The following is a 22,342-nucleotide window of genomic DNA, read 5'->3' as shown; positions in this document are numbered from 1 at the left end:
CTTTGGCCAGTACCTATCTTTGACATCGAAAATCTTCTGTCGATGTTATGCCTTAGGGAGGTTGCCCAATGCGCACTATTCGTATCAAGCCGTTAGCGTTCCTAGGATCGCTGGTGCTGTTCGTTTCATCGGCTATATCTCAGCAAGCAAGCGCTCAAAAGCTTCCGATCGTGCGTGGGGATCCGACGCTGCAGACGCATGGGCAGTTCATTGATGAGTTGGTCGCCGATTTTATCGCGGAACACCATTTGCCGGGTTTGACCATGGCCATCGTTCAAGCGCCCTATGTCCCGCGCTCTGCAGGTTATGGAAAGACGAACATCGATCTCGATGAGATGGCCTCCACCAAGACGATATGGAACATAGGCCCGATCACCCAGGCTTTCACAGCCGTGGCGATCATGCAGCTGAAAGAGCAGGGCAAGCTGAGCACGACCGATCCCATCGGCAAATATGTCGACAATCTCCCATTCGCATGGCAACGCATCCCGATCAAGCAGTTGATGCAGCATAGCTCGGGCCTTCCGGACTATCGCAGCGAAATCGACAACAGCAAGCATTACTCCCCACGGGAGTTACTGGCGCTTGTTCAGAACAAGCCTCTAGCCTTCCGAAGTGGAACCGACGTGCGCTTGAGTGCGACGGATGCAACGTTGTTGGCACTCGCCATTGAACGTGCAAGCGGCATGAGTTACCACGATTTCATCTGGAAATACCAGATCGATGTCGAACAACTGCCCAGCACTATGTTCGCCAGCGACATGCCTCAATTGGCAAAAATCGATCGACCTGCGTCGCACCCGAATGACAATCAGCATTCGAAGTTCAAGAAGGAAGTTCCATTCATCAATCCAGTCGAACCTGCGACGGGCTATATCGCCACAGGCGACAAGCTTTCCCCGGTGGCCGCGGAGGCATCGGAAAACCTGTTCGGCTTTGGAGATTTGTGGTCATCCGCCGAAGACATCAGCAAATGGGACATTGGTCTGGCTGGACTGACACTGGTCAAGAACATGGAGGATCACGAGTTCATCTACTCGCCGACCAAGCTGGACAGCGGAAAAGTCGTGCCGGCGATGATTGGATGGGAGTTCACGCATCATCCGGGCTTCATGGAAATCAAAGGGAATTCTCCTGGCTTCAGCTCATACCTGAGCCGCTTTACTGCCGCCGATGAGCTCGTCTGTGTGACCCTGCTGACGAATAAGGAAGGGGTCGATCTCACCGTCCTCGCACGTGAAATCGCTGATGCTTATAAGACAGGGCTCGGACCCGATATTGATCAGCATCACATCGTCGCGCAGGAAAGTAAGTTCAGTACTGCCGAGACAGTTGCACGGATCAAGGCTTTGCTGGCTCAAGAAAAGGTACCTCTATTCTCGGTTGTTGATCACAGTGATAACGCTACGCGCGCGGGGCTCCAGCTGCGGCCCACAACGGTGCTCTCATTCGGTAATCCAAAAGTTGGTACGAAGCTGATGCTGCAGAACCAAGCCATCGGTCTCGATCTTCCCTTGCATGTGCTGGTCTGGCAGGACGAGCGTGGACGCATCTGGATTGGATATCCGCGATTGGATGAACTTGCTGATCGCTACAAGATCACGGATCCAGCCACCATCGCTGCCATGACTGGATTTATGGATCACCTGGTCGCGCAGGCTGCCAATGTCTACGCGTACTGAGTCGGAAAAAGGAGATCACGCCATGTTAGAGACTTCCAATAACCTAAGCCGCCGTGGTGCGCTACGCCTCTTGGGCATAGCCGCGGGTGCCGTCGTTGCGTTGAAAGTTGCGCCGGCCACAGCAGGAAGCATGATTATCAATTCGCGTAGCAGCGCGCTGCCCGACGGCGCAGAGACTCTTGCATCATTGACACAAAGGCTCTCTGCCGCGCCGCGCCGTCGTGACTTCAAACGCGTACCGTTTATGGTTGATGAGCCAGAGTTCTGGGACCATGAAGCCGCATCAGAAATTCTCGGTTACCGCGGGAGACCCAGCCAGGCGTGGGAGAACAGCGATATCGCTGCGGCGTGGCCAGGCTTGATGCGCGAATCGTTGAATGGGCAGGTTTTTGCTCATCACAATCCGGACTTTCTCTCGGTGTCAGCGACGCACGGGTCTGCTCACCTTGCACTATTCAATCAGAAGATGTGGGACAAGTATGGTCTCGCTGGAAAAACCGGCGGCGTCACCACGAGCAACACGTTCATCATCGAAAAGCGCGGCGTTGCTCCCACTGACGACCACGAAGATATCGCAGGCTTCTATGGAGCGATGAACAACAACATCATTTCGCTCCAACGACGCGGTGCCGTATTTGTTGCCTGCCACGACTCCATCCATGCCATTGCGCGAGGACTGCAAGCAAAGGCATCGCAGGATGCAGACGTGATCGCGGCGGATCTCACGAATAACTTGATACCCGGCGCGGTGTTAGTGCCCAGCGTGGTCGCGTTTTTGGCTCAGTTGCAACGCGCAGGGTTCACTTACGCGAAGGGCGCCTAAGGCGACGCGGTATTCAGAAGCTTTGACGATCACACCAGAGGAAATCAGCATGCCATTTGTCAACGTAAAACTTGTAGACGGCGTCTTCACGAGCGAAGAAAAACACGCGATGGCGAAAGAGCTTACCGAAGTAATGGTGAAGTACGAGGGCTCCGAAGCCTTCCGTGAAGTCGTATGGGTTTTGATTGAAGAGCTCCATACCGATGGCTGGCATATCGGTGGCCGCCCATTTGCCGGCCCGAAATCGCTCATGGAAAACCTCGGCAATTCGAAGAAAATCTTCGAGATGATTGACGGCAACCCTGCGTCTCGCGAGGAATTTGCAGCCGTTATGCCCGCACATGGGAGATGAGGTTGAGGCGCTCTAGCGGCGTCTCGCACCCGGCCAGCGTGATCCGAGTCAACTCATGATGATCAGGAGGAAGGCAAGATGACCGCCCAGTTATTCCGATGCGCAGCGTTGGCGTCCTTCTTGACTCTGGCTGCTGTGGCCGCCGCCCTCGCATCGGTACCCGCCGCACGAGGTGAGGCGGGCGAGCGGCCCTTCCTCTCTGGGAACCAGCGCATCATGGACAGGATGATGCAGGGGATGGCAGTGAAGCCAACGGGCGACGTTGACGCCGACTTCGCCGCAATGATGATCCCGCATCACGAGGGTGCCATCGAAATGGCCGTGCTTGAACTGCGCTACGGGCGCAACGAGCAGCTCCGTCGTATCGCCCAGGAAATCGTTGTCGATCAGCAGCAGGAGATCGGCGCCATGCGGCTGGCTCTGGGCCAGCCATTGCCGCCCTCGGCGCCGGCACCAACGCAGGGCGAGTGACATCTCGATCTTCTTCGACGCCGTCAATCAGGCTGCCCCGCAAGCCGACAATGGAGATGACCCAATGAGACCACTGAAGCAGATATTGTCCGTCGCCTTCGGCGTAACCTTCGTCGCCAACGTGGCTCAGGCCGGACAAGCTCCCTTTGCGGCTTCCGCGCCGAACCTGCCTGTGAGCCATTCAGACCGAGTCTATGCCTCGGAGCAGTTCTCCAACACGGTGTCTGTCATCGACCCGGTGTCGAACAAACTTCTTGGTGTCATTCGCCTAGGCGATCCGCAGCCGACCAACTTCAGTCCGCTGTACGCCGGTCAGGTTCTCGTCCACGGCATGGGCTTTTCCCCGGACCGACGCACCATTGCCGTGGTGTCGATCGGCACAAATTCGGTGACCTTCATCGACACCGCCACTAATGCGACCAAAGCCACGACCTATGTCGGCCGTGCACCACACGAGGCCTTCTTCACCCCCGATGGCAAAGAAGTTTGGGTGACGGTTCGAGGCGAGGACTACCTGGCCGTTCTGGATGGGCGGACCTTCCGGGAAATCGGGCGGATCAAGACACCGAACGGTCCCGGCATGACGATCTTCTCGCCCGACGGTAAGTACGGCTACGTCTGCTCATCCTTCACTCCGGAGCTGGTCGTCTTCGACGTGAAGTCCCACGCCGAGGTGGGGAGGGTTCCTCAGCCAAGCCCGTTTTGCCCCGACATCGCTGCGAGCCCTGACGGTGAGCAGGTTTGGTACACCCTGAAGGATGTCGGAAAGACGGTCGTGATCAATGCGCGACCGCCATTCAACACCTTGAAGGTCCTCGACACAGGGCCCCTCACCAACCACGTTAATGTCGTCGACAATGCGAAAGGCAAGTTCGCCTACGTGACCATCGGTGGGCTGAACGAGGTGCTGGCCATCCGAAGGGATAATTTTGCGCGGGTTGCCACCATTCCGGTTGGGAAGCTTCCGCATGGGATCTGGCCATCCGGCGACGGGACCCGGGTCTATGTGGGCCTGGAGAACCAGGATGCGATGGCTGCCATCGACACTTTGGAAAATCGTGTGATCGCCACTGTGCCTATCGGCCAAGCCGCGCAGGCGGTGACCTACGTGCCGGGCGCGGCTGCCCCAGACGGTGGTCGTGATCATCTCCAGCCGCTCGGCTTGGCGGGCGAGGCGGCTCAAATTGTGCTCGCGGCGCCGGGCGCAGCGCCGACGACCAGTGTGAGCTTGTTCGATCAGGGCTTGGTGCAGGTGCTGCAGGCCGCGGTCACAAAGCTTGACCCAAAATCACCATACGTCCTGGCCTTGGCCACCTCACCCGACGGAAGTGGGACGCTGCAGCCGTTAGTGGGATTCACAACCAACCCGGCCGGCAGCGCGATCGTGAACGCTGACGGGCCAATTCGCCAGCTTGTGGCCGGGAACGTTTCAGGCCCGCGACGCTACCTCGTGATCGTTTCTGGCCTGCCCGACAAGATGGGCGCGCCAGTGCAGATCCAGTCGCTGTAGCGCTTGTTGCATGGATGCTCGAGGGGGTTCGTTTGGAGGAGGGCTACGGCCTACGTTTGGCAGCTGGAGAAAATAATTTCCAGGAGGAGTACGGGCTGGCCCTATCGATAACCGAGGCGTGGCTGGAGGCGCGGTTCAGCATATCTGGGGTACGACTGTAACATTCGGTCAGTGTCCAGCGTCTCGGCGATAGGTCGTATTTTGTGCTGGCCGGAACAAGAGTGTATTTAGAGCCGCCTTGCAGATCCGGGCGAGCCAGTCGACATAGACAACCTGTGCTGGAACGACAAGGCGTACCTCGGTCCCGGCTGGTTCCCTTTTGCCCAGGCTCAGCCTGCCATGCAACCGCATCGCGCGCTCTCTCATGCCGATAAGCCCCCAATGACCTTCTCGCAAGCCTGTCTCGGCAACGACTAGCGGTAGGCCGATGCCATCATCGGCGACCACGAGCGTGAGGGTCCGCAGCCCATAGTGGAGCGAAACGAAAACCACGTTTGACTGCGCATGCACCATTGCGTTTCGGATCGCTTCCCTGCCTATTTGGAAGATGTCTTCAACCGCGTCTTCCTGCAGTGCCGTGTGTATGCCCGATTCGTCGAAACTCAGTTTCTGGGGGTACAGAAGCAGCAGCTTTTCACCCGCTGCGCGTAACCGATTGCCAAGATCGCGGGATGACTCTGCGGTGTGCCGCAAGTCGAGAATTCTGTCTCGACCTTCCGACAACACATCATTGGCCACCTCGGAGACCACGCGCATTTCTTCAGCGCGCGCGGGATTCGTCGTCTTGTCCAATGACCATGCGTGAACTTTAAGCGTAATGCCTTGCATGGATTGCATCAGCGTATCGTGCAATTCACGCGCGATGCGCTCTCGCTCTTCATGTTTTGTTTGTAGACGTAGACGAAGGCCCTCGCGGGCATGGCGCAGGTGTCGGGTGTAAAGAAACATCACAAGAACAAGCGCAACCAGTGCGCATAAGATCTTGAACCACCATGTTTGATAGAACATAGGTATAACGGCGATCGACATCTTGGCAGGCGATCCACTCGAGACGCCATTTTCGTTGAATGCAAGTACTTCGAACTTATATGTGCCCGGAGGCGGATCGGTATAGAGGGCGAAGCGTCGACTGCCAACAACTTGCCAGTCCTCATCGATGCCCACCAAGCGGTAGCGAAATGTCACGCGATCAGGCGCTGTCAGCTCGGGCGACGTATAGTCGATCCGTAAGCTGTGCGTGTTTGGAGGGATTCGCGCCGCTCCGCTTACCATGGATAGCTTTTGATTGTCCGCTTCCAGGCCGTCGATGTACGCGCGCGACGGCTCGACATTTCGCAGTATCCGGTTTGGATCAATCCAACTTGCCCCCTCCAGGCGAGAAATCCAGATTCGGCCATCGCCGGCTTCGAAGAGGGATGGGCCTGGTGCATAGGGACCGGGTCCCCCTTGTAGGCCATCTTCCTGGCTGAAGAGCGACATCGATGCGGGTTTTGGATGATGTCCGGATAGCAGATCTGTCACGCCTTGCTGGTCGATGCGATATAAACCTTCGGCCGCATTAATCCAAAGTTCTCCGCGCTCGGTTTCTACAATCCCTGTCACTGTTTTAAAGGGATTGTCTGTTCCTGACCAAAGCGGGGTCACGTGATTACTCGCTGTAAATGCGACGCCGTCTTCACCGCCAAGCCATGTATGGGCCTTTCCAGGCCATATCGCGTAAATCGGACCCAATGAAACATCTTTTGCGTCAAAGATGCCGGCATTCGTTGCGTCCATGTATCCAACGTGACCATCTGACCAGCTAAGCCAAAGGCGTCCATTGCGGTCCGGCATGAGGCGAATCGCGAATCCGTTGGGCCGGTTTTTCCGGCCCGATCCAGATGTCCAAGTGCCATCCTTATAACGATAGAAGCCAGACCTGGCGGCCAACAAATAGCCACCGGAGGGATCTTGGGCAAATGCGATCGGATATCCTGTCGCGGTCGATGGATAGTCAATATACGAAGTGGATCCTGCCCGATCCAAGATCTCGATGTGATTTAGCGCCGCCTCGTTTAATCGTGGTGAATAACAGAAGTCCCAGAGTCGATCCGATGGATCAACCCAGAGGGCGCTCGTATGTCCCCCACCGTTTTTCCATGTCGTAAGTAGACCATCCGCATAGCGGTAGAAGCCTTTTCCACCATAAGCGACTATCCATATATCTCCATTTTTGCCGCGCGCTAGCACTGGCGACTGCATGGTTTTTGGAGGGGCAAGCGCGCGCATTCGGTTCAAGCTGATGCGCCGCAAGCCATCAGAATTAGGCAGCCAGATATTTCCTTCTTTGTCAGCGAACAGGCCGAAAGTCACTTCGCGGTTCAGAAGCGACAGATCACCTATATCATCATCGTTGACGAATTTTCTGCCGCTTCGGTCTGCTTTCCAATATAAGCGCTGGAGGCTTTTATCCAGTGTCCACAAAACATTCGCTTGGTCGTGGGCGAAGGCATAAGGTGCATTGCGCACATTCAATACATTATCGAGGCTGGTGGCGATGTTGTTGGAGACGTCGGCAGGTGCAATGCCGAATAACGCCAGCCATAGCTCTCGCGAATCGATGGCGTGAAAGTCAGTGCTCGAAGGCGGCTTGAGCCACGCTTTGCGTGGCACACTGGCATCAATGATCCATAGGGAGCCATCTTCGAGCACCCCCATGGCACCGACCGATTCGTGATCAGGGAAACCACGGGACGCCCCGAGTGGTTGCCACTGGCGGCCCACGAGTTCAAAAACGCCGGCAGTCGTGCCAATCCATACGCCGCCTGTGTGGTCAAACACGAAGCGAAAAACCGGTGCTTGCGGAAGGCCCGCGCTCAAATCCTCGTAGTGACCATCAGTGATACGACCGACGCCGCCGAACTGAAAAGATAGATATATCGTGCCTTTGCTGTTGGCGGCGACATTACGCACATATTTTTGGACATGGTCGTCGAGCTTGAACTCGGTGCCGTCAAATCGAACCAAGCCCTGAGGGGTGGCGAGCCACAGAAACCCATCGGGTGTTTGGGTAATGTTTAGTACTTCGGGAGCTCCCTCCCTCTGGCCGTATGCCGTCACCGTATAGTCAAAAGAAGCGGGCGGCTGGTTTTCAATGTCAATCGCCGCCTGTGGAAGAGAGGGGGCGCCTGTCTGCGCAGAAGCTGCGCGAGAAAAATGAGCGGCGAAGATAAGCGCGCCGGTCACCAGCAGTAGCCGTGCTTTAAGGTTGATCGCCACCTCACGCACCCCGACCGGACGGAATTGCCATTTTCACGAGCACTTTACATGCCGTGAAGATTCGTTCCAAGTGAGCGCATGAAAGGCTGTGGTGTTCTAAAAGGCGCGACTGAATTGGCGCTGCTTCGCACGCATGTCCGGCTTTCGACCCAATGCGGGCGCTGCTAGACCGGGTGATACGTCGGATCGTCAGCATCAATAGTTGTCAGAGCGTTTCCATCCATGGAGGGAACTACGGCAGCAACGGCGACACGGGTTTACGGATCAAATTGTGTGGCCGATGCAAGTTCGCGCCAGCTGTCGACATCCCGCTTGAGACGTGACAATTTTTCATCGATACGTGCGTAGCAGTCCGGCCCCAGCGGCAAGCGCAAAGGCGGATCAGCCGACTCAACCGCCTTGATGATCACGCGAACAGCTTTTGCGGGGTCGCCAGGTTGACTGCCACTACGCACGGAGACATTGCTGCTGGTTTTCCCTGCGGTTTCGGCATACGCATCGATAGAATTGACTGCCGCCTTGATCGAGCCAGGGGAAAGAAAATTGGTACGGAAGTATCCGCCTTCGACAATGGTTACCTTGACGTCAAATGGCCTCAATTCCCGTTCAAGTGCTTCGGATAACCCTTCGACGGCAAATTTTGTAGCGTTGTAGACGCCGTATCCCGCCGAACCGGTTATGCCTCCAACGGAAGAAAAATTCGCGATATGACCGGACCGGTTTACACGGAAGTGCGACAGCAACGTTCGAATGACGTTGAAGGTACCAAAGAAATTGGTGTCGAAAGCCGCTTATGCTTCTTCGACACTTACCTCTTAAACGGCGCCTACCAAGCCGAACCCAGCATTGTTGACCACAACGTCGATGCGGCCGATCTTTTCTGCAACTTGCTTAATCACTTGCTCAACCAGTTGCGCGTCAGCCACGTCCAGCTTCAACACAGTGAGTTTTTTATCAGTCAGAGCGGATGAACCGTTCCGGGTTGTCCCACGACGTGATGGCCACGTTGCAGTAGCTCTTGGCAAAGCGTCCTGCCGAACCCACGGGATATGCCTGTTACGAACCAATTTTTGGTAGACATGTTTTCCTCACTATTGGCAAGCTTGTGTTCGACCAGCTGACAAACGACAAGGGACATTGTCGGTTCGCCGTCGACCTTGCAGGTGAGCCGCGCTGCGATTGCTAACGAGATTGATCGGATCGGATTTCGAACATACTTCGCTCGCCGACGCTCCAGTCTTCGGGTTCCAGTTCAGTGATTAGAATAACGACGGCGTGTGATGGTACTTGCAGCGTTCGCATCGCAACGGATGCGACTTCGACCATGAAGTCCTTTTTCTGTTGGGCGGTGCGACCGCGCAACATTTGCACGTTAATGACTGGCATGCTTGTTTCCGAAAAGAAAAATTAAAGCTTTGAACGCCGACGAAGCAAAACATCACACCAAAAATATCGGCAAAGCTTCGATATCGGCGTGGCCGGCACCGACTCTCAGAAAGGGTAAGTGTGCGGTACATGTTGCACGGACACCCAATGAGTACGAGTCATTTCATCGATTACCCATTGGGTGCCGAATAGGCCTAGACCGGAATTCTTTTCGCCGCCAAAAGGAGTATTTGGCGCATCGTTGGCGGTCATGTCGTTGATACGGGTCATGCCAGTCGAGCCGATGAACAAGTCTTACGCCGTGCTCCGTATCACAGGTAAAGATGGCGCTCGATAATCCGAACTCGCTTTCGTTTGCGGCACTGAGCGCCGCTTCATCGTCGTCTGCGCGGATGATGGGTGTGATGGGCCCAAAGATTTCCTCGCGTGTTAGCGAAGAATTGGTGCCGATGTCAGTGAAAACATGCGGCGGCAAGACAAGGCCCGATGGCTCTCCACGCAGTGCAAGCGTTGCGCCACTTTTCAAGCCCGTCTTTATCAATTGCCGCAAGGCACTCATGCGCTTGATGCTGATCACAGGCCCGATGAGGAGGTCGGAATCATTGGGATCGCCAATCTTCAACGCTTTAACGCGCGTCAGATAGCCCGCGGCGAAATCGTCGTAGACCGCGGCATGAATAATGATCCGATTGGTTGCTACGCAGATCTTGCCTTGATGCAGGAATTTCCCAACCACCGCGGCACTGATGGCCTGTTGCAGATCAGCATCGGCGAGCACGATGAGCGGAGCGTTACCGCCGAGTTCAAGAGCTATGCGCTTTAGCACCGTCCCGGTCATGGTGAGTGAGCCCAGGCGACGACCAACGGCCGTCGAGCCGGTAAAGGAAATGAACGGCGATAGCGGGTGGAGTACAAATGGGTCACCAATTTCCGATGATTGGCCGACAACGACGTTCAACAACCCCGGTGGCAATCCGGCTTCCTCAAAGACGCGCGCCAGCAGAAGTCCACCCGTTATCGGAGTTTCGCCCGCCGGCTTGACGACGACCGCGCTGCCAAGCGCCAGTGCGGGCGCTACAGAACGCGTTGTGAGACGCAGCGGCCAGTTCCATGGACTGATCACACTGATGACACCAAGCGGGCGTCGGTAGACGCTGTTTTCCTTTTCGGGAACGTCGGAAGGGAGGATTTCGCCTTTCGCTTGATAGGGTAACGCGGAGAACTGAATCAGCATGTCGCGCGTTGCCTGCCACTCTAGCGTTGCCTTGATACGCGTACTACTGGATTCGCGGATCAGCCAAACGACGATTTCTTCTTTGCGCGCATCCATGATTGTCACAGCTTTGCCCAGCACGCGGGCGCGCTCGCCTGGTGTAAACGATGCCCATGCCCGCTGCGCCGCATGAGCGGCTTTGAACGCGTCGTCCACATCGGCAACGTTCGCATTACGGATATCGATCAGCACCTGACCTGTGTACGGATTGCTCACCGAGGTGGTCCCGTCACCGCGACCAACGCGGTTTACACCGCCAATGACCTGCTTGTCGAAAGTGCCGTAGGGTGCAAGCACCTGGATAGAGGCAGCAGACATCTTAGTCATAGCGGACAGACATCCCCGATGTATGGCGGGGAGGATCGTACCTGTTGTCCGATTTGACTCGAAAGGAGAAAAGCGTCGATCTTGACGTTTGCCGTCGTCGCGTTATTTTTTCGGCACGAGCAGCGTCTTCGTGTGCAATGGAAGCGTCTGGTCCGGTTTTCTACTACTTTGGGATAATCACGTCGAACAGTGGTTACACGTCCAGGGCGTCGAATTGCCAGAGGCATGACTTCAGGCCCATGCGCTAGTCATAACTAAACACTATAGTTCACTCAATTCTAAGCATCAGTACGGGTGAGTGAAGTGGAAGACAGCGCCAGCCAATTGAAGAAGTTCCAGAAGGAGCTCTCAAGCGGCACCGTGTCGCTGGTCCTGCTTGCGGTACTTGGCCAGTCACGTCAGCCGATGTACGGCTACCAGATCGCCAAGCGGCTGGAGGAAGTGGGTGAGGGCGTGCTGGCAGGCAAGCAGAGCGCGCTGTACCCCGTATTGCGCAATCTGGAAGGGGCCGGGTTATTGGCCAGTGAAGTCGAACCATCCGTCAGCGGGCCACCGCGCCGCTATTACCGTATCACCAAACCGGGGCGCGAAGCATTGCGCGAGTGGGTTGCTGCCTGGATTGCAACTCGCGACTCGGTCGATAACGTCTTGCAAGGAGGGGTGTAATGAACGCGCCACGCACCATCAACGAATATCTGGATCAACTGCGTAGCGCCCTGCGTGGCGCCGATCCTGCTCTGGTCCAGGATGCCCTTTACGACGCTGAGGAACATCTTCGCGCCGAGCTGGCCGAACAGCCGGGTCGTGACGAGGCTGCGATGCTCGATCACGTCGTTGGCAGCTATGGCGCACCGGACGAAGTGGCGGATATCTACCGCGACCAGGAAATCAGGATTCAGCGAGCGATCCGACCGCCGCCGCCGCCGCCGCGCCATTCGGTACTGGGGCGATTCTTCGGTGTCGCGGCTGATCCGCACACCTACGGTGCGTTGTTTTACCTGTTGCTGTCGCTGGTCACCGGTATTTTCTATTTCACCTGGGCAGTGACCGGTCTTTCATTGTCAGCTGGCCTGTCGATCCTGATCATCGGTATCCCGTTCTTCCTGCTGTTCCTGGGCAGTGTGCGCGGACTGTCGCTGCTGGAGGGACGCATCGTCGAAACCATGCTGGGAGTGCGCATGCCGCGCCGCCCACCGTATCCGTCACAGCAAGGGCAGCCACTGCTGAAGCGCATCGGCGCGATGTTCACCGACGGCCGTACCTGGGGCACATTGTTCTACATGCTGCTGATGCTGCCACTGGGCATCATCTATTTCACGATCGCCGTGACGCTGCTGAGTGTGTCGCTGGCCTTCATCGGCTCGCCCTTCGTCAAGGCCTTCGGTCTCAATGTGATCAACATGGACGTCGATGGTTTCAGCTACTACGGCCCAGGTTGGGCCGGCACTATCGCGCTTTGTTTCGTCGGTATCGTGCTGCTGTTCGCCACCCTGCATCTGGTTCGTGGCATCGGTCGCCTGCATGGACAGGTTGCCAAGCATCTGCTGGTGCCCAGTTCAGCGGCTTAATGTCTAGATCAGCGGTAGTTGAGATCGGGTGAGGACAGCAGGTAGGTATTCCATTCCTGCTGGGAGATGGCTTTGGAAAGCGCGGTGCGGGTTACCGCAGAAAGCTGCGGTTCGATGGCCTCGTAGTAAAGACGCGTGGTCAGCATCGGAAACCCGGCGCCGCGCGCCGTGCTGCCTGCTGGCGTGAACAGCTGGTTGTTGCCCGTACCGATGGCGTTGGCGATGTCGAAACGCTTTTCCATCTGGCCTGAGCTCGACCAGCTGGCGCCATCGAGCGGCCACCCATCGGGTGTGATGCGGCCAAAAAGCGGCTCGTCCAGTTGATTGAGCCAGTAGACCAGGGGTAGCGCATTGGCGATGGGTCTGTCGCTGTAGGCGAGCCTTACCGATGAAACCACGAACTGATTGGGGTCCTTGAATTTTTTGCCGCTGCTGGCGAGCAGCTCGGGCGACTCGAACATTGTGCGCATCACGCTGGCGATATCGCCGTCGCTGCGCCGGAAGGTGTTGGTCATCCTTGCCAGCAGGGCCGGCGGCGGATTGTCGGCGACGAAGTATTCGGCCAGCTGCCGTGATACAAACTGCGCGCAGGCAGGTTGCTGCACGATGATGTCCACTGCCTGCCTGACTTCGTCGAAGCCACGGCCGCGAATGGGGTGACCAAGAAACACCTTGTTGCTGAAATCGTGCCTTTGTGGGTTGAATTCGAACAGTCCCTTGCGCACCACCAATGCTGCCATTTTCGGATTGAAGTGTTGTGGCTTGCCGTCGACCGGTGCAATGCCGACACCGGTAAGAATCAACGCCAGCTGCTGCACATCCTGCTGGGTATAACCGGAACCCACGCCCAGCGCGTGCAGTTCCATCAGCTCACGCGCGTAGTTCTCGTTGACGTGGCCCTTCGCGTTCTGTGCGTTGTCGAGGAATTCCAGCATTGCGGGACTTTCCAGGGTGGCCATCAGCAGGTCACGGAACTTGCCCAGTACGCGCGGGCGAATGGTGTTCTGTTCGTAGTCGCCCAATTCCCAGCGCACGCGGCCCTTGGCTGCGTAGACGCTGAAATGATTGAGCCAGAACCAGACCAGTTGCTCTTTCAACTGGTTGGGTCCGTAGACTTCCTGCAGCAGCTCGGCCTGTTGTGCCTCCTGCCCGAGCTGATTGCCGTGTTGCTGCAGTTGCTTTTGCGCGGCCGCCTTGTCGTCACCCGCCGGCATGGCCTGGATGCGTTGCTGCTCAGTCTGCAGCGTGACCAGCAGTTGAGTGGACGGTGTATGGATCACCTCGAAGCTGCCGATCTGCGACGCGACGCTCGGGGGCAAATGACTATTGACGTGGTCGGTGAGCTGCGCATCGAGCAGCCTGGTGCGGCCCAGTGTGCGATAGCGCGTCAGGCCATCCGCATCCAGTCCAAATCCGTCACGATGCAGCCACGCGATATCGTCGCGGCTCAGGCTGGTAACCGCATGCGTAGGGTCGGCCACCGGCAATCCAGCGGTACTGCATCCACTGATGACAAAAGTGGCAAGCAGAAACAGCCATGAGGTCGTGCGGAATTGAAGTGCTGGCGACAACGACAGGATGGCCATGCTCATTGATGAGTTGAAGGGAGCTGCGATTTCATGATGGCTCATCAGGCGATGGTGAGCCAACCACATTCATTCCCGTGTAAGAGGATGCCTTACGACAGGGCCAGGTTGACGGGCTTTGCACCTGGAAACACGGTTTCCAATTGCGCATGGCTCAGACCCCAGTTCTGTTTCAGCAGCCCCCCGAGTACATCGCGGTAATTATTGAGCACGGGATAGTCGCGGTTCTGCAGCAGACTCTGCTGGTTGACGGCGACCTGCTCGCCGGCGATGCGACCGCCATTGACCTTGCCGCCGAGCACCCAGTGCACGGTGCCATGACCGTGGTCAGTGCCCTTGTCGCCGTTCTCGCGGAAAGTACGGCCGAATTCGGAAACCACCACGACAGTCGTGTTGTTCCATTCATCGCCGAGTGCAGCGGCGTAGGCAGCCAATCCTTCGCCTAGATTGCGCAGATTGTTGGCGAGACCACCCGTGATGCTGCCTTGGTTCACATGCGTATCCCAGCCGCCGACGTCGACGAAACCGAGTCGATACTGGTCGCGCATCAAGGTGGCGATGCGTTGCGTTTCGGCGGCGAAGTTGTGCGCGCTGGGCGCTCCGCCGCTGGCCTTCACCATTTCGTTGCGTAGGTCCTCGGACACGGTATTCGGCAAGGCCAGGCCATCGGCGGTAGCGGAGGCCAGTGACGTGCCCTTGTACATATCCGAAAGGATGGCTGATTGCCGTGCATTGAACCTGGCCTTGGTATCGCCCTTGAGGGAGATGTTGGGAATGTCCTTGGCGGAGCCCTGGAAACTCAAGGGCAGGTTATTGGTAAAGGCAATCGCCGGTACGCCAGTGAGTTGGCCGGAAAGCCGCGCCAGGAAGCCGGAGCGGAAGTTGCTGTCTTGCCCGGCTGGTTCCCCACGCTCGATATTGTTCTGTGTCTCGAAATGGCTGCGCGACAGATCGTCGGTGCCGGCGAAGGGCACGAACGCGACTTGCTTGCGCTGCCACAGCGGATAGATCGAATCGCGCAGTACCGGGTTGAGGCCCCAGTTTGCGTCCAGTGCGATCGCGCTGTTCGGATTGCCGGCGTCAGGCCTGGCGATCGCCAGCGTCGGTCGCGATTCGTAATAGAAGTCACTACTGTAGGGCACCAGCAAATTGTTGCAGTCGTAGCCACCGCGCAGGAACACCAGCAGGAAGCGCGGCGTGTTGGTTGGCGTGGCGAACAATTTTCCGGAGAACGACAGGGCGGGCAACGCAGCAGTAGCAGCGGCAGCGGCAAACAGGAATTCGCGGCGGTTCATGGAGCACCTCGGTAATGGTCAGCAAGCTTGTCCATACGTGCAGGGGGAGAACGTCAGCGGTAATTGAATCAGCGGTAATTGAAATCGGGTGAAGACAGCAGGAAGGTATTCCACTCCGCTGGTGATTTGGCCTGGGTCAGCGCATTGCTGGTGGCGACCGACAGCTCTTGCGCAATCGCGTCACGGTAGAGTGCTGAATCGCGCAGCGCAGGAGCATCGTGCGGCAGATTTGTGGAGGCGCCTGGCAATGCAGCATCGCTGTTGTCGACGAACAGCCGGTTGCGTCCGCTGCCGATCACGCCAGCGAAGTCGAAGCGTTTACTCATCTGACCCGAGCCAGTCCAACTAGCCGAGTCCAGAGGCCAGCCGTCGGGCGTGATGCGGCCGTAAAGCGGCTCGTCCATCTGGCGCAGCCAGTTCACCAGTGGCACCGCGTTCGGAATCGGCTGGCCGTCATAGGTAAGCCGCATCGCCGAGACCAGGAAGCGCATTGGGTCCTTGAATTTGTGTTCGTCGATGGCGGACGCTTCCGGCGATAGCAGCATCGTGCGCATGACCGCAGCGATGTCGCCGTCGCTGCGCTGGAACGTTTTCGCCATCGCATCGACCAGCGAAGCCGGCGGCTGGTCGGCGATGAAGTAGGTGGCAAGCTGCTGCGAGATGAAATGTGCGCAGGCCGGCTGGTTCACGATCAGGTCCACGGCCTGGGCGATTTCGTCGTAGCCGCTGCCCCTGATGGTCTGGCCGAGGAAGTTCTTGTCACCGAAATCGTGCTGGTTCGGGTTGAACAGGAACAGGCCGTCGCGCACCAAGCCGGGACGCGCATGGGCGAACAGCTTGCGCCGCGCCTCCGGCTTCGCCGGCAACAGGCCGGCACCGGTGAGGATGCGCATCAGCTGCTGCACGTCCTGCTGGCTGTAGCCGGAGTTCACGCCCAGCGTGTGCAGTTCCATCAACTCCCGCGCGTAGTTCTCGTTGGTCTTGTCCTTGACGTTGTGCACGTTGTCGAGGAACACCAGCATGGCCGGGCTCTGCAGCGTGGCCATGACCAGGTCCTTGAACTTGCCCAGCGCGTGCGGGCGAATTACGTGTTCCTCGTAATCGGCGGTGAACAGCCGTACTGGCCCCTTGTCCGCATACACGCTGAAGTGGTTCAGCCAGAACCAGACCAGTTGCTCCTTCAGCTGGTCGCTGCCGTAGATCGCGTGCAGCATCTCGGCCTGCGCGGCCTGGAGGTAAATATCGCGACGGTATTGCTGGAAGGCCGTCTTCGCGGCGTCCTTGGCCGGGCCGGCCGGCACTTGCTTGAACTGCTGCGCGCGCTCCTGGTAGTCAGCCAGCTGTTGCCCCAGCGGCGTGCTGATGACGGCCAGGCTGTCGATCTGCGCGGCAACCTGTGGCGGCAGGCTGTCGCCGCCGGCAAGCTGTTCGTCGAGGAAGCGTGTGCGGCCCAGTTCGCGGTAACGCGCCAGCGTGGCGCTGTCGAGACCGAAGCTGTCGCGGCGCAGCCAGGCGATATCGCCCAGCCTGAGGCCGTCCACTTTTGCGGTGACCGTGGTGGTCGGCAGCCGATCCGTCGGGTTCCCGTCGCCGGCACAAGCCAGTGCGGGGGCTAGCGTCAGCAGCAGGCCGAGAACCAGCGTACGGCAGCGAAGCGGGGTGGCGGCAGGCATGCGTCCGTACTCCAGCGATCGATGGATGTTGCGTAGTGTTAACGCACAGGGTGTGCTTTGGCTGACGGCAGCAACGTGACAGATAACGCATATTTCGACGCGATTCAGCTGAGGCGCCCATGGCGCGCCCTGGCAGTTACCATGCGATACCCGCCGGAGCCTGTGATGCCCAAGACCTACGACCGCGACTATTTCGACAAGTGGTACCGCGATCCGCGGCATGCGGTTGGCTCTCCAGCTGAGCTGAAGCGCAAAGTGGCGATGGTGGTGGCGCAGGCCGAGTACTACCTGGGCCGGCCAATCCGCAACGTGCTCGATGTCGGCTGCGGCGAGGCAACCTGGCGGGCGCCGCTGCGTGCATTGCGGCCGGACATCGCGTATCGCGGGCTGGATGCCAGCGAATACGTGGTGGCGCGCTACGGCCGCAGCCGCAATATCGGCCTGGCACGTTTCGGCCAGCTCGAGCAGCTGCGTTTCGACACCCGTTTCGACCTGATCGTGTGCACCGACGTTTTGCACTATCTGAAGCCGGCCGAGATCCGCGCGGGCCTGCAGGGTATCGGCGAGATGCTTGAAGGCGTCGCGTTTCTGGAGGTATTCACCAGTCGCGATGATGTGGCCGGCGACCACCACGGTTTCGTATCGCGAGCACCGGCCTGGTACCTGCGCGAGTTTGGTGAGGTCGGACTGCTGCCCTGCGGTTCGCATTGCTACCTCGGGCCGCGGCTGGAACGTCACATCGCGGCATTGGAACGGGCGCAGCTGCCGGCCTGACGGTTCAGTCGGCGACAGTCTTGTCCTTGTAGCGGCACAGGTCGCGGATAGCGCAGTGCGGGCAATCCGGCTTGCGTGCCTTGCACACGTAGCGGCCATGCAGGATCAGCCAGTGATGGGCGTCCTGCTTGAACTCGGCCGGGATCACCTTCTCCAGCTTGTCCTCGACTGCGCGCACGTCCTTGCCCGGCGCCAGGCCGGTGCGATTGGCGACCCGGAAGATATGCGTGTCCACCGCGATGGTCGGCTCGCCGAACGCGGTATTGAGCACCACGTTGGCCGTTTTGCGGCCCACGCCGGGCAGCGCTTCCAGCGCTTCGCGGTTGTGCGGCACCTCGCCAGCGTGCTGCTCTATCAACAGCCGGCACAGCGCGATCACGTTCTTCGACTTCGCGTTGAACAGGCCGATCGTGCTGATGTAGCGCTTCAGGCCTTCCTCGCCGAGATCAAGGATCGCCTGCGGGGTGTTCGCCACCGGATAGAGTTTCTTGGTCGCCTTGTTGACGCCGACATCGGTGGCTTGTGCCGACAGCACCACCGCAACGAGCAGTTCGAACGGCGTGGTGTAGACGAGCTCAGTGGTCGGGTGCGGGTTGAGTTCGCGCAGGCGCGAGAACAGTTCGATCACGTCAGTGCGCTTCACGGTTTCGGTTCCTGCTGTTTCGCCTTGGCACGGGCCAGCGCTGCCAGCACGGGATTGACCGGGCCAGCCGTGGCGTCCGCTGCCACCTTGCGTGCCGCCAGCTCGGCTTCGCGCTGCACGCGCTGGCGTTCCAGTCGTGCTTCACGGCGTTGGAAATGCACACGCGCGGCATCGGCATGGGCCGTATCGACCTGCTCGACCGGCATCGGCAACAGCACGATGCAGTCGACCGGGCAGGCCGGCACGCACAGCTCGCAGCCGGTGCAGTCGTCGGCGATCACGGTGTGCATCAGCTTCGATGCACCGACGATCGCATCGACCGGGCAGGCCTGAATGCACTTGGTGCAGCCGATGCAGTCGGCCTCGATGATGCGCGCCAGCATGCGTGGCTTCTCGATGCCATGCTCGGGACTCAGTGGCAGCACTGGACGTTGCAGCAGCGCAGCCAGCTTCTCGATGCCTGCCGTACCACCGGGCGGGCATTGGTTGATCTCGGCTTCGCCATGTGCGATCGCTTCTGCATACGGCCGGCAGCCGCGATAGCCGCATTGCTCGCACTGCGTCTGCGGCAGGATCGCGTCGATGCGGTCGGCGAGGCTGGTGGCAGGATCATTCTTGGCGGGATGCAACGTCATAGGCGTCCATTGTCGCGCAAACCGCCGGAACATCCCCAGCTTGAAGTGGTGTCATTTGTCGCCATGTCGTATTGCGGAGACCATCGGCCGCGAACACGAGCCCGAATGGAAGTGCCATTATCGGTGCTTCGGCACGATCATCAAGGAACCACGCATGCATTCCATCGACCGCACCCCGGCTTCGCTCGCCAAGGAAGCCGAAACCGTAACGCCGGAAAAACGGCCACCGCAGATCGAGGACCGCCTGTTCAAGGCGCGCACCATCCTGATCTATGGCGGCATTGACCAGAAGCTGGCCGAACGCGTCACCGCGCGCATGCTGGCGCTGCAGTACGAGAGCGACGAGCCGATCACCATCTTCATCAATAGCCAGGGTGGCCACGTCGAATCAGGCGACACCATTTACGACATGATCAAGTTCGTGAAGCCGGAAGTACGCATCGTCGGCACCGGCTGGGTAGCCAGCGCGGGCGCATTGATTTATGCCGCGGCCAAACGCGAGAACCGCTTCAGCCTGCCCAATACCCGCTTCCTGCTGCACCAACCCTCCGGCGGCGCCGGCGGTTCGGCCAGCGAGATCGAGATCCATGCACGCGAGATCATCCGCATGCGCCAACGCCTCAACGAGATCTTCGCGCGCGAGACCGGCCAGCCGGTAGAGCGCATCGCCAAGGACACCGAACGTGATTACTGGATGTCCGCGGAAGCTGCCGAGGCTTATGGCCTCGTGGGCAAGATCATCGCGAATGCCAACGAACTGGGCTGAACCGACTCTGGGCAAACAAAAAAAACCTCCCGCCTAGCAGTGGGAGGTTTTTTTATGGAGCGAATCGCCTATTTGACCGTTGCGCCAGCAGTCACGCCGCTGTCGGCGTCGAGCAGGAACAGGTCGCTGCCGCCGTCGCCTGCCGACAGGATCATGCCCTCGGACAGGCCGAACCGCATCTTGCGCGGAGCGAGGTTGGCGATGAATACCACGTTGCGACCGACCAGTTTTTCCGGTTCGCCGTAGGCGGCGCGGATGCCGGAGAAGATCTGTCGCGTGCCCAGTGGGCCGGCATCCAGTTCGAAGCGCAGCAGCTTGTCGGAACCGTCGACAAATTCGCAGGCAGTCACCTTGCCTATGCGCAGGTCGAGTTTGGCAAAATCATCGATACCTATGACCGCGGTCGCATGCGATGCGCTGACGGAGATTGCTGGGCCAGGTTTCTCACTCATGGATTTGCCTGCTTCCTTCGATTTTTTCACGGGTGCCACAACGGTTTCGCCGGAACTGCCGAGGGACTCCTTCGATGCCTCGACCATCGCCTCGATATGCTTGGGGTCTATACGGGTAAGCAGCGGTTCGAAAGCATTGATGCGGTGGTTCAGTAAGGGATGCTTCGCGTCTTCAAAGTTTTGGTCAGCGATTCCAAGAAACCTCTCGGCTGCTGCTGCAGTCGCGGGAAGCACCGGCTTTAACAAGACGGTGAGCAGTCGAAAAACATTGATGGCTAGAGAACAAATTTGGTGTAGCTCTTGATGCTGATTTTCGTTCTTAGCGAGGGCCCAAGGGGCTGCCTGTGCAATACGGGCGTTGATCTCGTCAGCGAGTTGCATGATGAGACGCATGGATGCTGCAAACTCGCCGACCTCGTATAAAATCACGCAGCTGTCGACGACTTCTTCGGATTTTCGTGTGTAGTAAGCGAGGGTATCGGGGTCGAGGACGGCCGCCAGTTGGCCATTGAAGTGCTTGTGCAGCAAACCTGCAGTACGGCTGGCGATGTTCACCCACTTGCCGATCAGGTGCGAATTGACGCGTTCTTCAAACGCCTTGAGGTCAAGGTCCACGTCGACCGGAGCATCACTGAGCATAGTAGCGAAGTAGTAGCGCAGGAATTCCGGATGCAGCCCGGCGTCGAGATACGTGCGCGCCTGGATGAAGGTGCCACGCGACTTGGACATCTTCGCGCCGTTTACCGTCAGGTAGCCGTTGACGTGCAGCGCCGTAGGTGTGCGGAAGTTTGCACCGTGCAACATCGCCGGCCAGAACAGGCCGTGGAAGTTGATGATGTCCTTGCCGATGAAATGGTGCATCTCGGCGGTGCTGTCGGGACCGAGGAAGTCGTCGAACTTCAGGCCGGTCTGATCGCATAGCGCCTTGAAGCTGGCGAGGTAACCCACTGGCGCGTCCAGCCAGACGTAGAAGAACTTGCCTGGTGCGTCAGGGATCGGGAAGCCGAAATAGGGTGCATCGCGCGAGATGTCCCAGTCCTTCAGTCCACCATCCAGCCATTCCCGCAGCTTCGCCGCGACACCACTGTTCGCTACCGGCTTGCCGTGGGTGAACTTGCCAGCGAACCAGTCGCGCAACAATCCCTCGAACTTGCTCAGTTCGAAGAAGTAATGCTCCGAATCGCGTAGTACCGGCGTGGCGCCCGACATCACTGAATACGGGTTGATCAGGTCGGTCGGTGCATAGGTGGCGCCGCAGTGCTCGCAGTTGTCGCCGTACTGATCCGGCGTGCCGCAGTTCGGGCATACGCCCTTGATGTAACGATCCGGCAGGAACATCTGCTTTTCGGGATCAAACAGCTGCTTGATGCTGCGTTTGGCGATATAGCCGCTGTCGCGCAGGCGTGTATAGATCAGCGAGGCCAGCTCGCGGTTCTCGTTCGAATGCGTGGTGTGGTAGTGATCGAAGCTGAATTTGAAATCCGCGAAGTCGGCCTCATGGCCTTCGCGAATCCCGGCGATGAACGCCTCCGGCGTCATGCCAGCCTTTTCGGCGGCCAGCATGATCGGTGTGCCGTGCGCGTCGTCGGCTGCGACGAAATGCACCTCGTTGCCCATCATCCGCTGCGCGCGCACCCAGATATCCGTCTGGATATAGCCAAGCATATGGCCCAGATGCAGCGGGCCATTGGCATAGGGCAAAGCGTGGGTGACGAGCAGGCGACGACTCATGGCAGACAGGCACTCCGTGATGACTGCACATTATTGCATGCGGGACTGCGACTGGCCGTATAGCAGGGCCTGCGCGAGGCATCGGTCTCAACGGGTTTGATGCGACCGCAACTGGCCCGGGGCGGGATGCTGACTCC

At 58.6% G+C, this 22,342-nt stretch carries 16 protein-coding genes and 2 pseudogenes; 9 read left to right on the top strand and 9 right to left on the bottom strand.

The window, feature by feature from the left end; translation table 11 throughout:
- The first annotated feature begins 68 nt into the window (after window positions 1-68).
- The 5 genes from GSQ75_RS05330 to GSQ75_RS05310 all read left to right on the top strand — a co-directional run bounded on the left by GSQ75_RS05330 (window position 69) and on the right by GSQ75_RS05310 (window position 4,838).
- Window positions 69-1,682, top strand: a complete 1,614-nt coding sequence (locus GSQ75_RS05330) for a serine hydrolase (protein WP_158753441.1) — start codon at window positions 69-71, stop codon at window positions 1,680-1,682.
- Window positions 1,683-1,704: 22 nt separating this feature from the next.
- Window positions 1,705-2,505 carry a transcriptional initiation protein Tat gene (locus GSQ75_RS05325; RefSeq protein WP_158753440.1) on the top strand — a complete coding sequence of 267 codons (801 nt, stop codon included), beginning with the start codon at window positions 1,705-1,707 and terminating at the stop codon, window positions 2,503-2,505.
- Between the two features lie 49 nt (window positions 2,506-2,554).
- Complete coding sequence (locus GSQ75_RS05320) at window positions 2,555-2,857, top strand: tautomerase family protein (protein WP_158753439.1); 303 nt, start codon at window positions 2,555-2,557, stop codon at window positions 2,855-2,857.
- A gap of 78 nt (window positions 2,858-2,935) precedes the next feature.
- Window positions 2,936-3,328, top strand: a complete 393-nt coding sequence (locus GSQ75_RS05315) for a DUF305 domain-containing protein (protein ID WP_158753438.1) — start codon at window positions 2,936-2,938, stop codon at window positions 3,326-3,328.
- A 64-nt stretch (window positions 3,329-3,392) separates the two neighbouring features.
- Complete coding sequence (locus tag GSQ75_RS05310; protein WP_158753437.1) at window positions 3,393-4,838, top strand: YncE family protein; 1,446 nt, start codon at window positions 3,393-3,395, stop codon at window positions 4,836-4,838.
- Between the two features lie 168 nt (window positions 4,839-5,006).
- Here the strand turns inward: GSQ75_RS05310 and GSQ75_RS05305 are convergent, their stop codons facing one another.
- The 3 genes and pseudogenes from GSQ75_RS05305 to GSQ75_RS05290 all read right to left on the bottom strand — a co-directional run bounded on the left by GSQ75_RS05305 (window position 5,007) and on the right by GSQ75_RS05290 (window position 11,073).
- Complete coding sequence (locus tag GSQ75_RS05305; protein ID WP_158753436.1) at window positions 5,007-8,096, bottom strand: histidine kinase; 3,090 nt, start codon at window positions 8,094-8,096, stop codon at window positions 5,007-5,009.
- A gap of 257 nt (window positions 8,097-8,353) precedes the next feature.
- Window positions 8,354-8,995 (bottom strand): annotated as a pseudogene (locus tag GSQ75_RS19010) (SDR family NAD(P)-dependent oxidoreductase).
- A gap of 592 nt (window positions 8,996-9,587) precedes the next feature.
- Window positions 9,588-11,073 (bottom strand): annotated as a pseudogene (locus GSQ75_RS05290) (aldehyde dehydrogenase family protein).
- Window positions 11,074-11,385: 312 nt separating this feature from the next.
- On the opposite strand from GSQ75_RS05290, the gene GSQ75_RS05285 reads away from it, so the two are divergent.
- Window positions 11,386-11,748 carry a PadR family transcriptional regulator gene (locus tag GSQ75_RS05285; protein WP_158753920.1) on the top strand — a complete coding sequence of 121 codons (363 nt, stop codon included), beginning with the start codon at window positions 11,386-11,388 and terminating at the stop codon, window positions 11,746-11,748.
- Complete coding sequence (locus GSQ75_RS05280; protein ID WP_158753434.1) at window positions 11,748-12,650, top strand: sensor domain-containing protein; 903 nt, start codon at window positions 11,748-11,750, stop codon at window positions 12,648-12,650. The genes GSQ75_RS05285 and GSQ75_RS05280 overlap by 1 nt, the downstream gene beginning before the upstream one ends.
- Window positions 12,651-12,658: 8 nt before the next feature.
- On the opposite strand, the gene GSQ75_RS05275 is transcribed toward GSQ75_RS05280, so the two are convergent.
- From GSQ75_RS05275 to GSQ75_RS05265, 3 genes are all read right to left on the bottom strand, one after another.
- On the bottom strand, window positions 12,659-14,242 hold the full coding sequence (locus tag GSQ75_RS05275; RefSeq protein ID WP_158753433.1) for a DUF1800 domain-containing protein: 1,584 nt from the start codon (window positions 14,240-14,242) through the stop codon (window positions 12,659-12,661).
- An 86-nt stretch (window positions 14,243-14,328) separates the two neighbouring features.
- Window positions 14,329-15,531 carry a DUF1501 domain-containing protein gene (locus tag GSQ75_RS05270; RefSeq protein WP_158753432.1) on the bottom strand — a complete coding sequence of 401 codons (1,203 nt, stop codon included), beginning with the start codon at window positions 15,529-15,531 and terminating at the stop codon, window positions 14,329-14,331.
- 68 nt (window positions 15,532-15,599) lie between these two features.
- On the bottom strand, window positions 15,600-17,204 hold the full coding sequence (locus tag GSQ75_RS05265) for a DUF1800 domain-containing protein (protein ID WP_158753431.1): 1,605 nt from the start codon (window positions 17,202-17,204) through the stop codon (window positions 15,600-15,602).
- A 165-nt stretch (window positions 17,205-17,369) separates the two neighbouring features.
- Between GSQ75_RS05265 and GSQ75_RS05260 the strand changes: the two genes are divergently transcribed.
- A complete protein-coding gene (locus GSQ75_RS05260) occupies window positions 17,370-17,978 on the top strand; it encodes a class I SAM-dependent methyltransferase (RefSeq protein WP_158753430.1) in 609 nt (202 codons plus the stop codon).
- A gap of 4 nt (window positions 17,979-17,982) precedes the next feature.
- Here the strand turns inward: GSQ75_RS05260 and nth are convergent, their stop codons facing one another.
- Together nth and GSQ75_RS05250 are read right to left on the bottom strand one after the other, a co-directional pair.
- Complete coding sequence (gene nth / locus GSQ75_RS05255) at window positions 17,983-18,621, bottom strand: endonuclease III (protein ID WP_158753429.1); 639 nt, start codon at window positions 18,619-18,621, stop codon at window positions 17,983-17,985.
- The gene (locus GSQ75_RS05250; RefSeq protein WP_158753428.1) at window positions 18,618-19,256 is read right to left on the bottom strand and encodes an RnfABCDGE type electron transport complex subunit B; all 639 of its coding nucleotides are present in this window, start codon (window positions 19,254-19,256) and stop codon (window positions 18,618-18,620) included. The genes nth and GSQ75_RS05250 overlap by 4 nt, the downstream gene beginning before the upstream one ends.
- Window positions 19,257-19,410: 154 nt before the next feature.
- Between GSQ75_RS05250 and GSQ75_RS05245 the strand changes: the two genes are divergently transcribed.
- A complete protein-coding gene (locus GSQ75_RS05245) occupies window positions 19,411-20,022 on the top strand; it encodes an ATP-dependent Clp protease proteolytic subunit (RefSeq protein ID WP_158753427.1) in 612 nt (203 codons plus the stop codon).
- Between the two features lie 68 nt (window positions 20,023-20,090).
- Here the strand turns inward: GSQ75_RS05245 and metG are convergent, their stop codons facing one another.
- Window positions 20,091-22,205, bottom strand: a complete 2,115-nt coding sequence (gene metG, locus GSQ75_RS05240) for a methionine--tRNA ligase (RefSeq protein WP_158753426.1) — start codon at window positions 22,203-22,205, stop codon at window positions 20,091-20,093.
- Window positions 22,206-22,342: the final 137 nt, after the last annotated feature.

The organism is Dyella sp. S184 (assembly GCF_009766065.1).
In the GTDB taxonomy this organism is placed as follows: Bacteria; Pseudomonadota; Gammaproteobacteria; order Xanthomonadales; family Rhodanobacteraceae; genus Rhodanobacter.
This window is presented reverse-complemented; position numbering and strand designations above follow the sequence as displayed.

Coding starts and splice junctions, on each gene's coding strand:
- GSQ75_RS05330 (WP_158753441.1), top strand. CDS start 69: ATGCGCACTATTCGTATCAAGCCGTTAGCGTTCCTAGGATCGCTGGTG.
- GSQ75_RS05325 (WP_158753440.1), top strand. CDS start 1,705: ATGTTAGAGACTTCCAATAACCTAAGCCGCCGTGGTGCGCTACGCCTC.
- GSQ75_RS05320 (WP_158753439.1), top strand. CDS start 2,555: ATGCCATTTGTCAACGTAAAACTTGTAGACGGCGTCTTCACGAGCGAA.
- GSQ75_RS05315 (WP_158753438.1), top strand. CDS start 2,936: ATGACCGCCCAGTTATTCCGATGCGCAGCGTTGGCGTCCTTCTTGACT.
- GSQ75_RS05310 (WP_158753437.1), top strand. CDS start 3,393: ATGAGACCACTGAAGCAGATATTGTCCGTCGCCTTCGGCGTAACCTTC.
- GSQ75_RS05280 (WP_158753434.1), top strand. CDS start 11,748: ATGAACGCGCCACGCACCATCAACGAATATCTGGATCAACTGCGTAGC.
- GSQ75_RS05275 (WP_158753433.1), bottom strand. CDS start 14,242: ATGAGCATGGCCATCCTGTCGTTGTCGCCAGCACTTCAATTCCGCACG.
- GSQ75_RS05270 (WP_158753432.1), bottom strand. CDS start 15,531: ATGAACCGCCGCGAATTCCTGTTTGCCGCTGCCGCTGCTACTGCTGCG.
- GSQ75_RS05265 (WP_158753431.1), bottom strand. CDS start 17,204: ATGCCTGCCGCCACCCCGCTTCGCTGCCGTACGCTGGTTCTCGGCCTG.
- GSQ75_RS05260 (WP_158753430.1), top strand. CDS start 17,370: ATGCCCAAGACCTACGACCGCGACTATTTCGACAAGTGGTACCGCGAT.
- GSQ75_RS05250 (WP_158753428.1), bottom strand. CDS start 19,256: ATGACGTTGCATCCCGCCAAGAATGATCCTGCCACCAGCCTCGCCGAC.
- GSQ75_RS05245 (WP_158753427.1), top strand. CDS start 19,411: ATGCATTCCATCGACCGCACCCCGGCTTCGCTCGCCAAGGAAGCCGAA.
- metG (WP_158753426.1), bottom strand. CDS start 22,205: ATGAGTCGTCGCCTGCTCGTCACCCACGCTTTGCCCTATGCCAATGGC.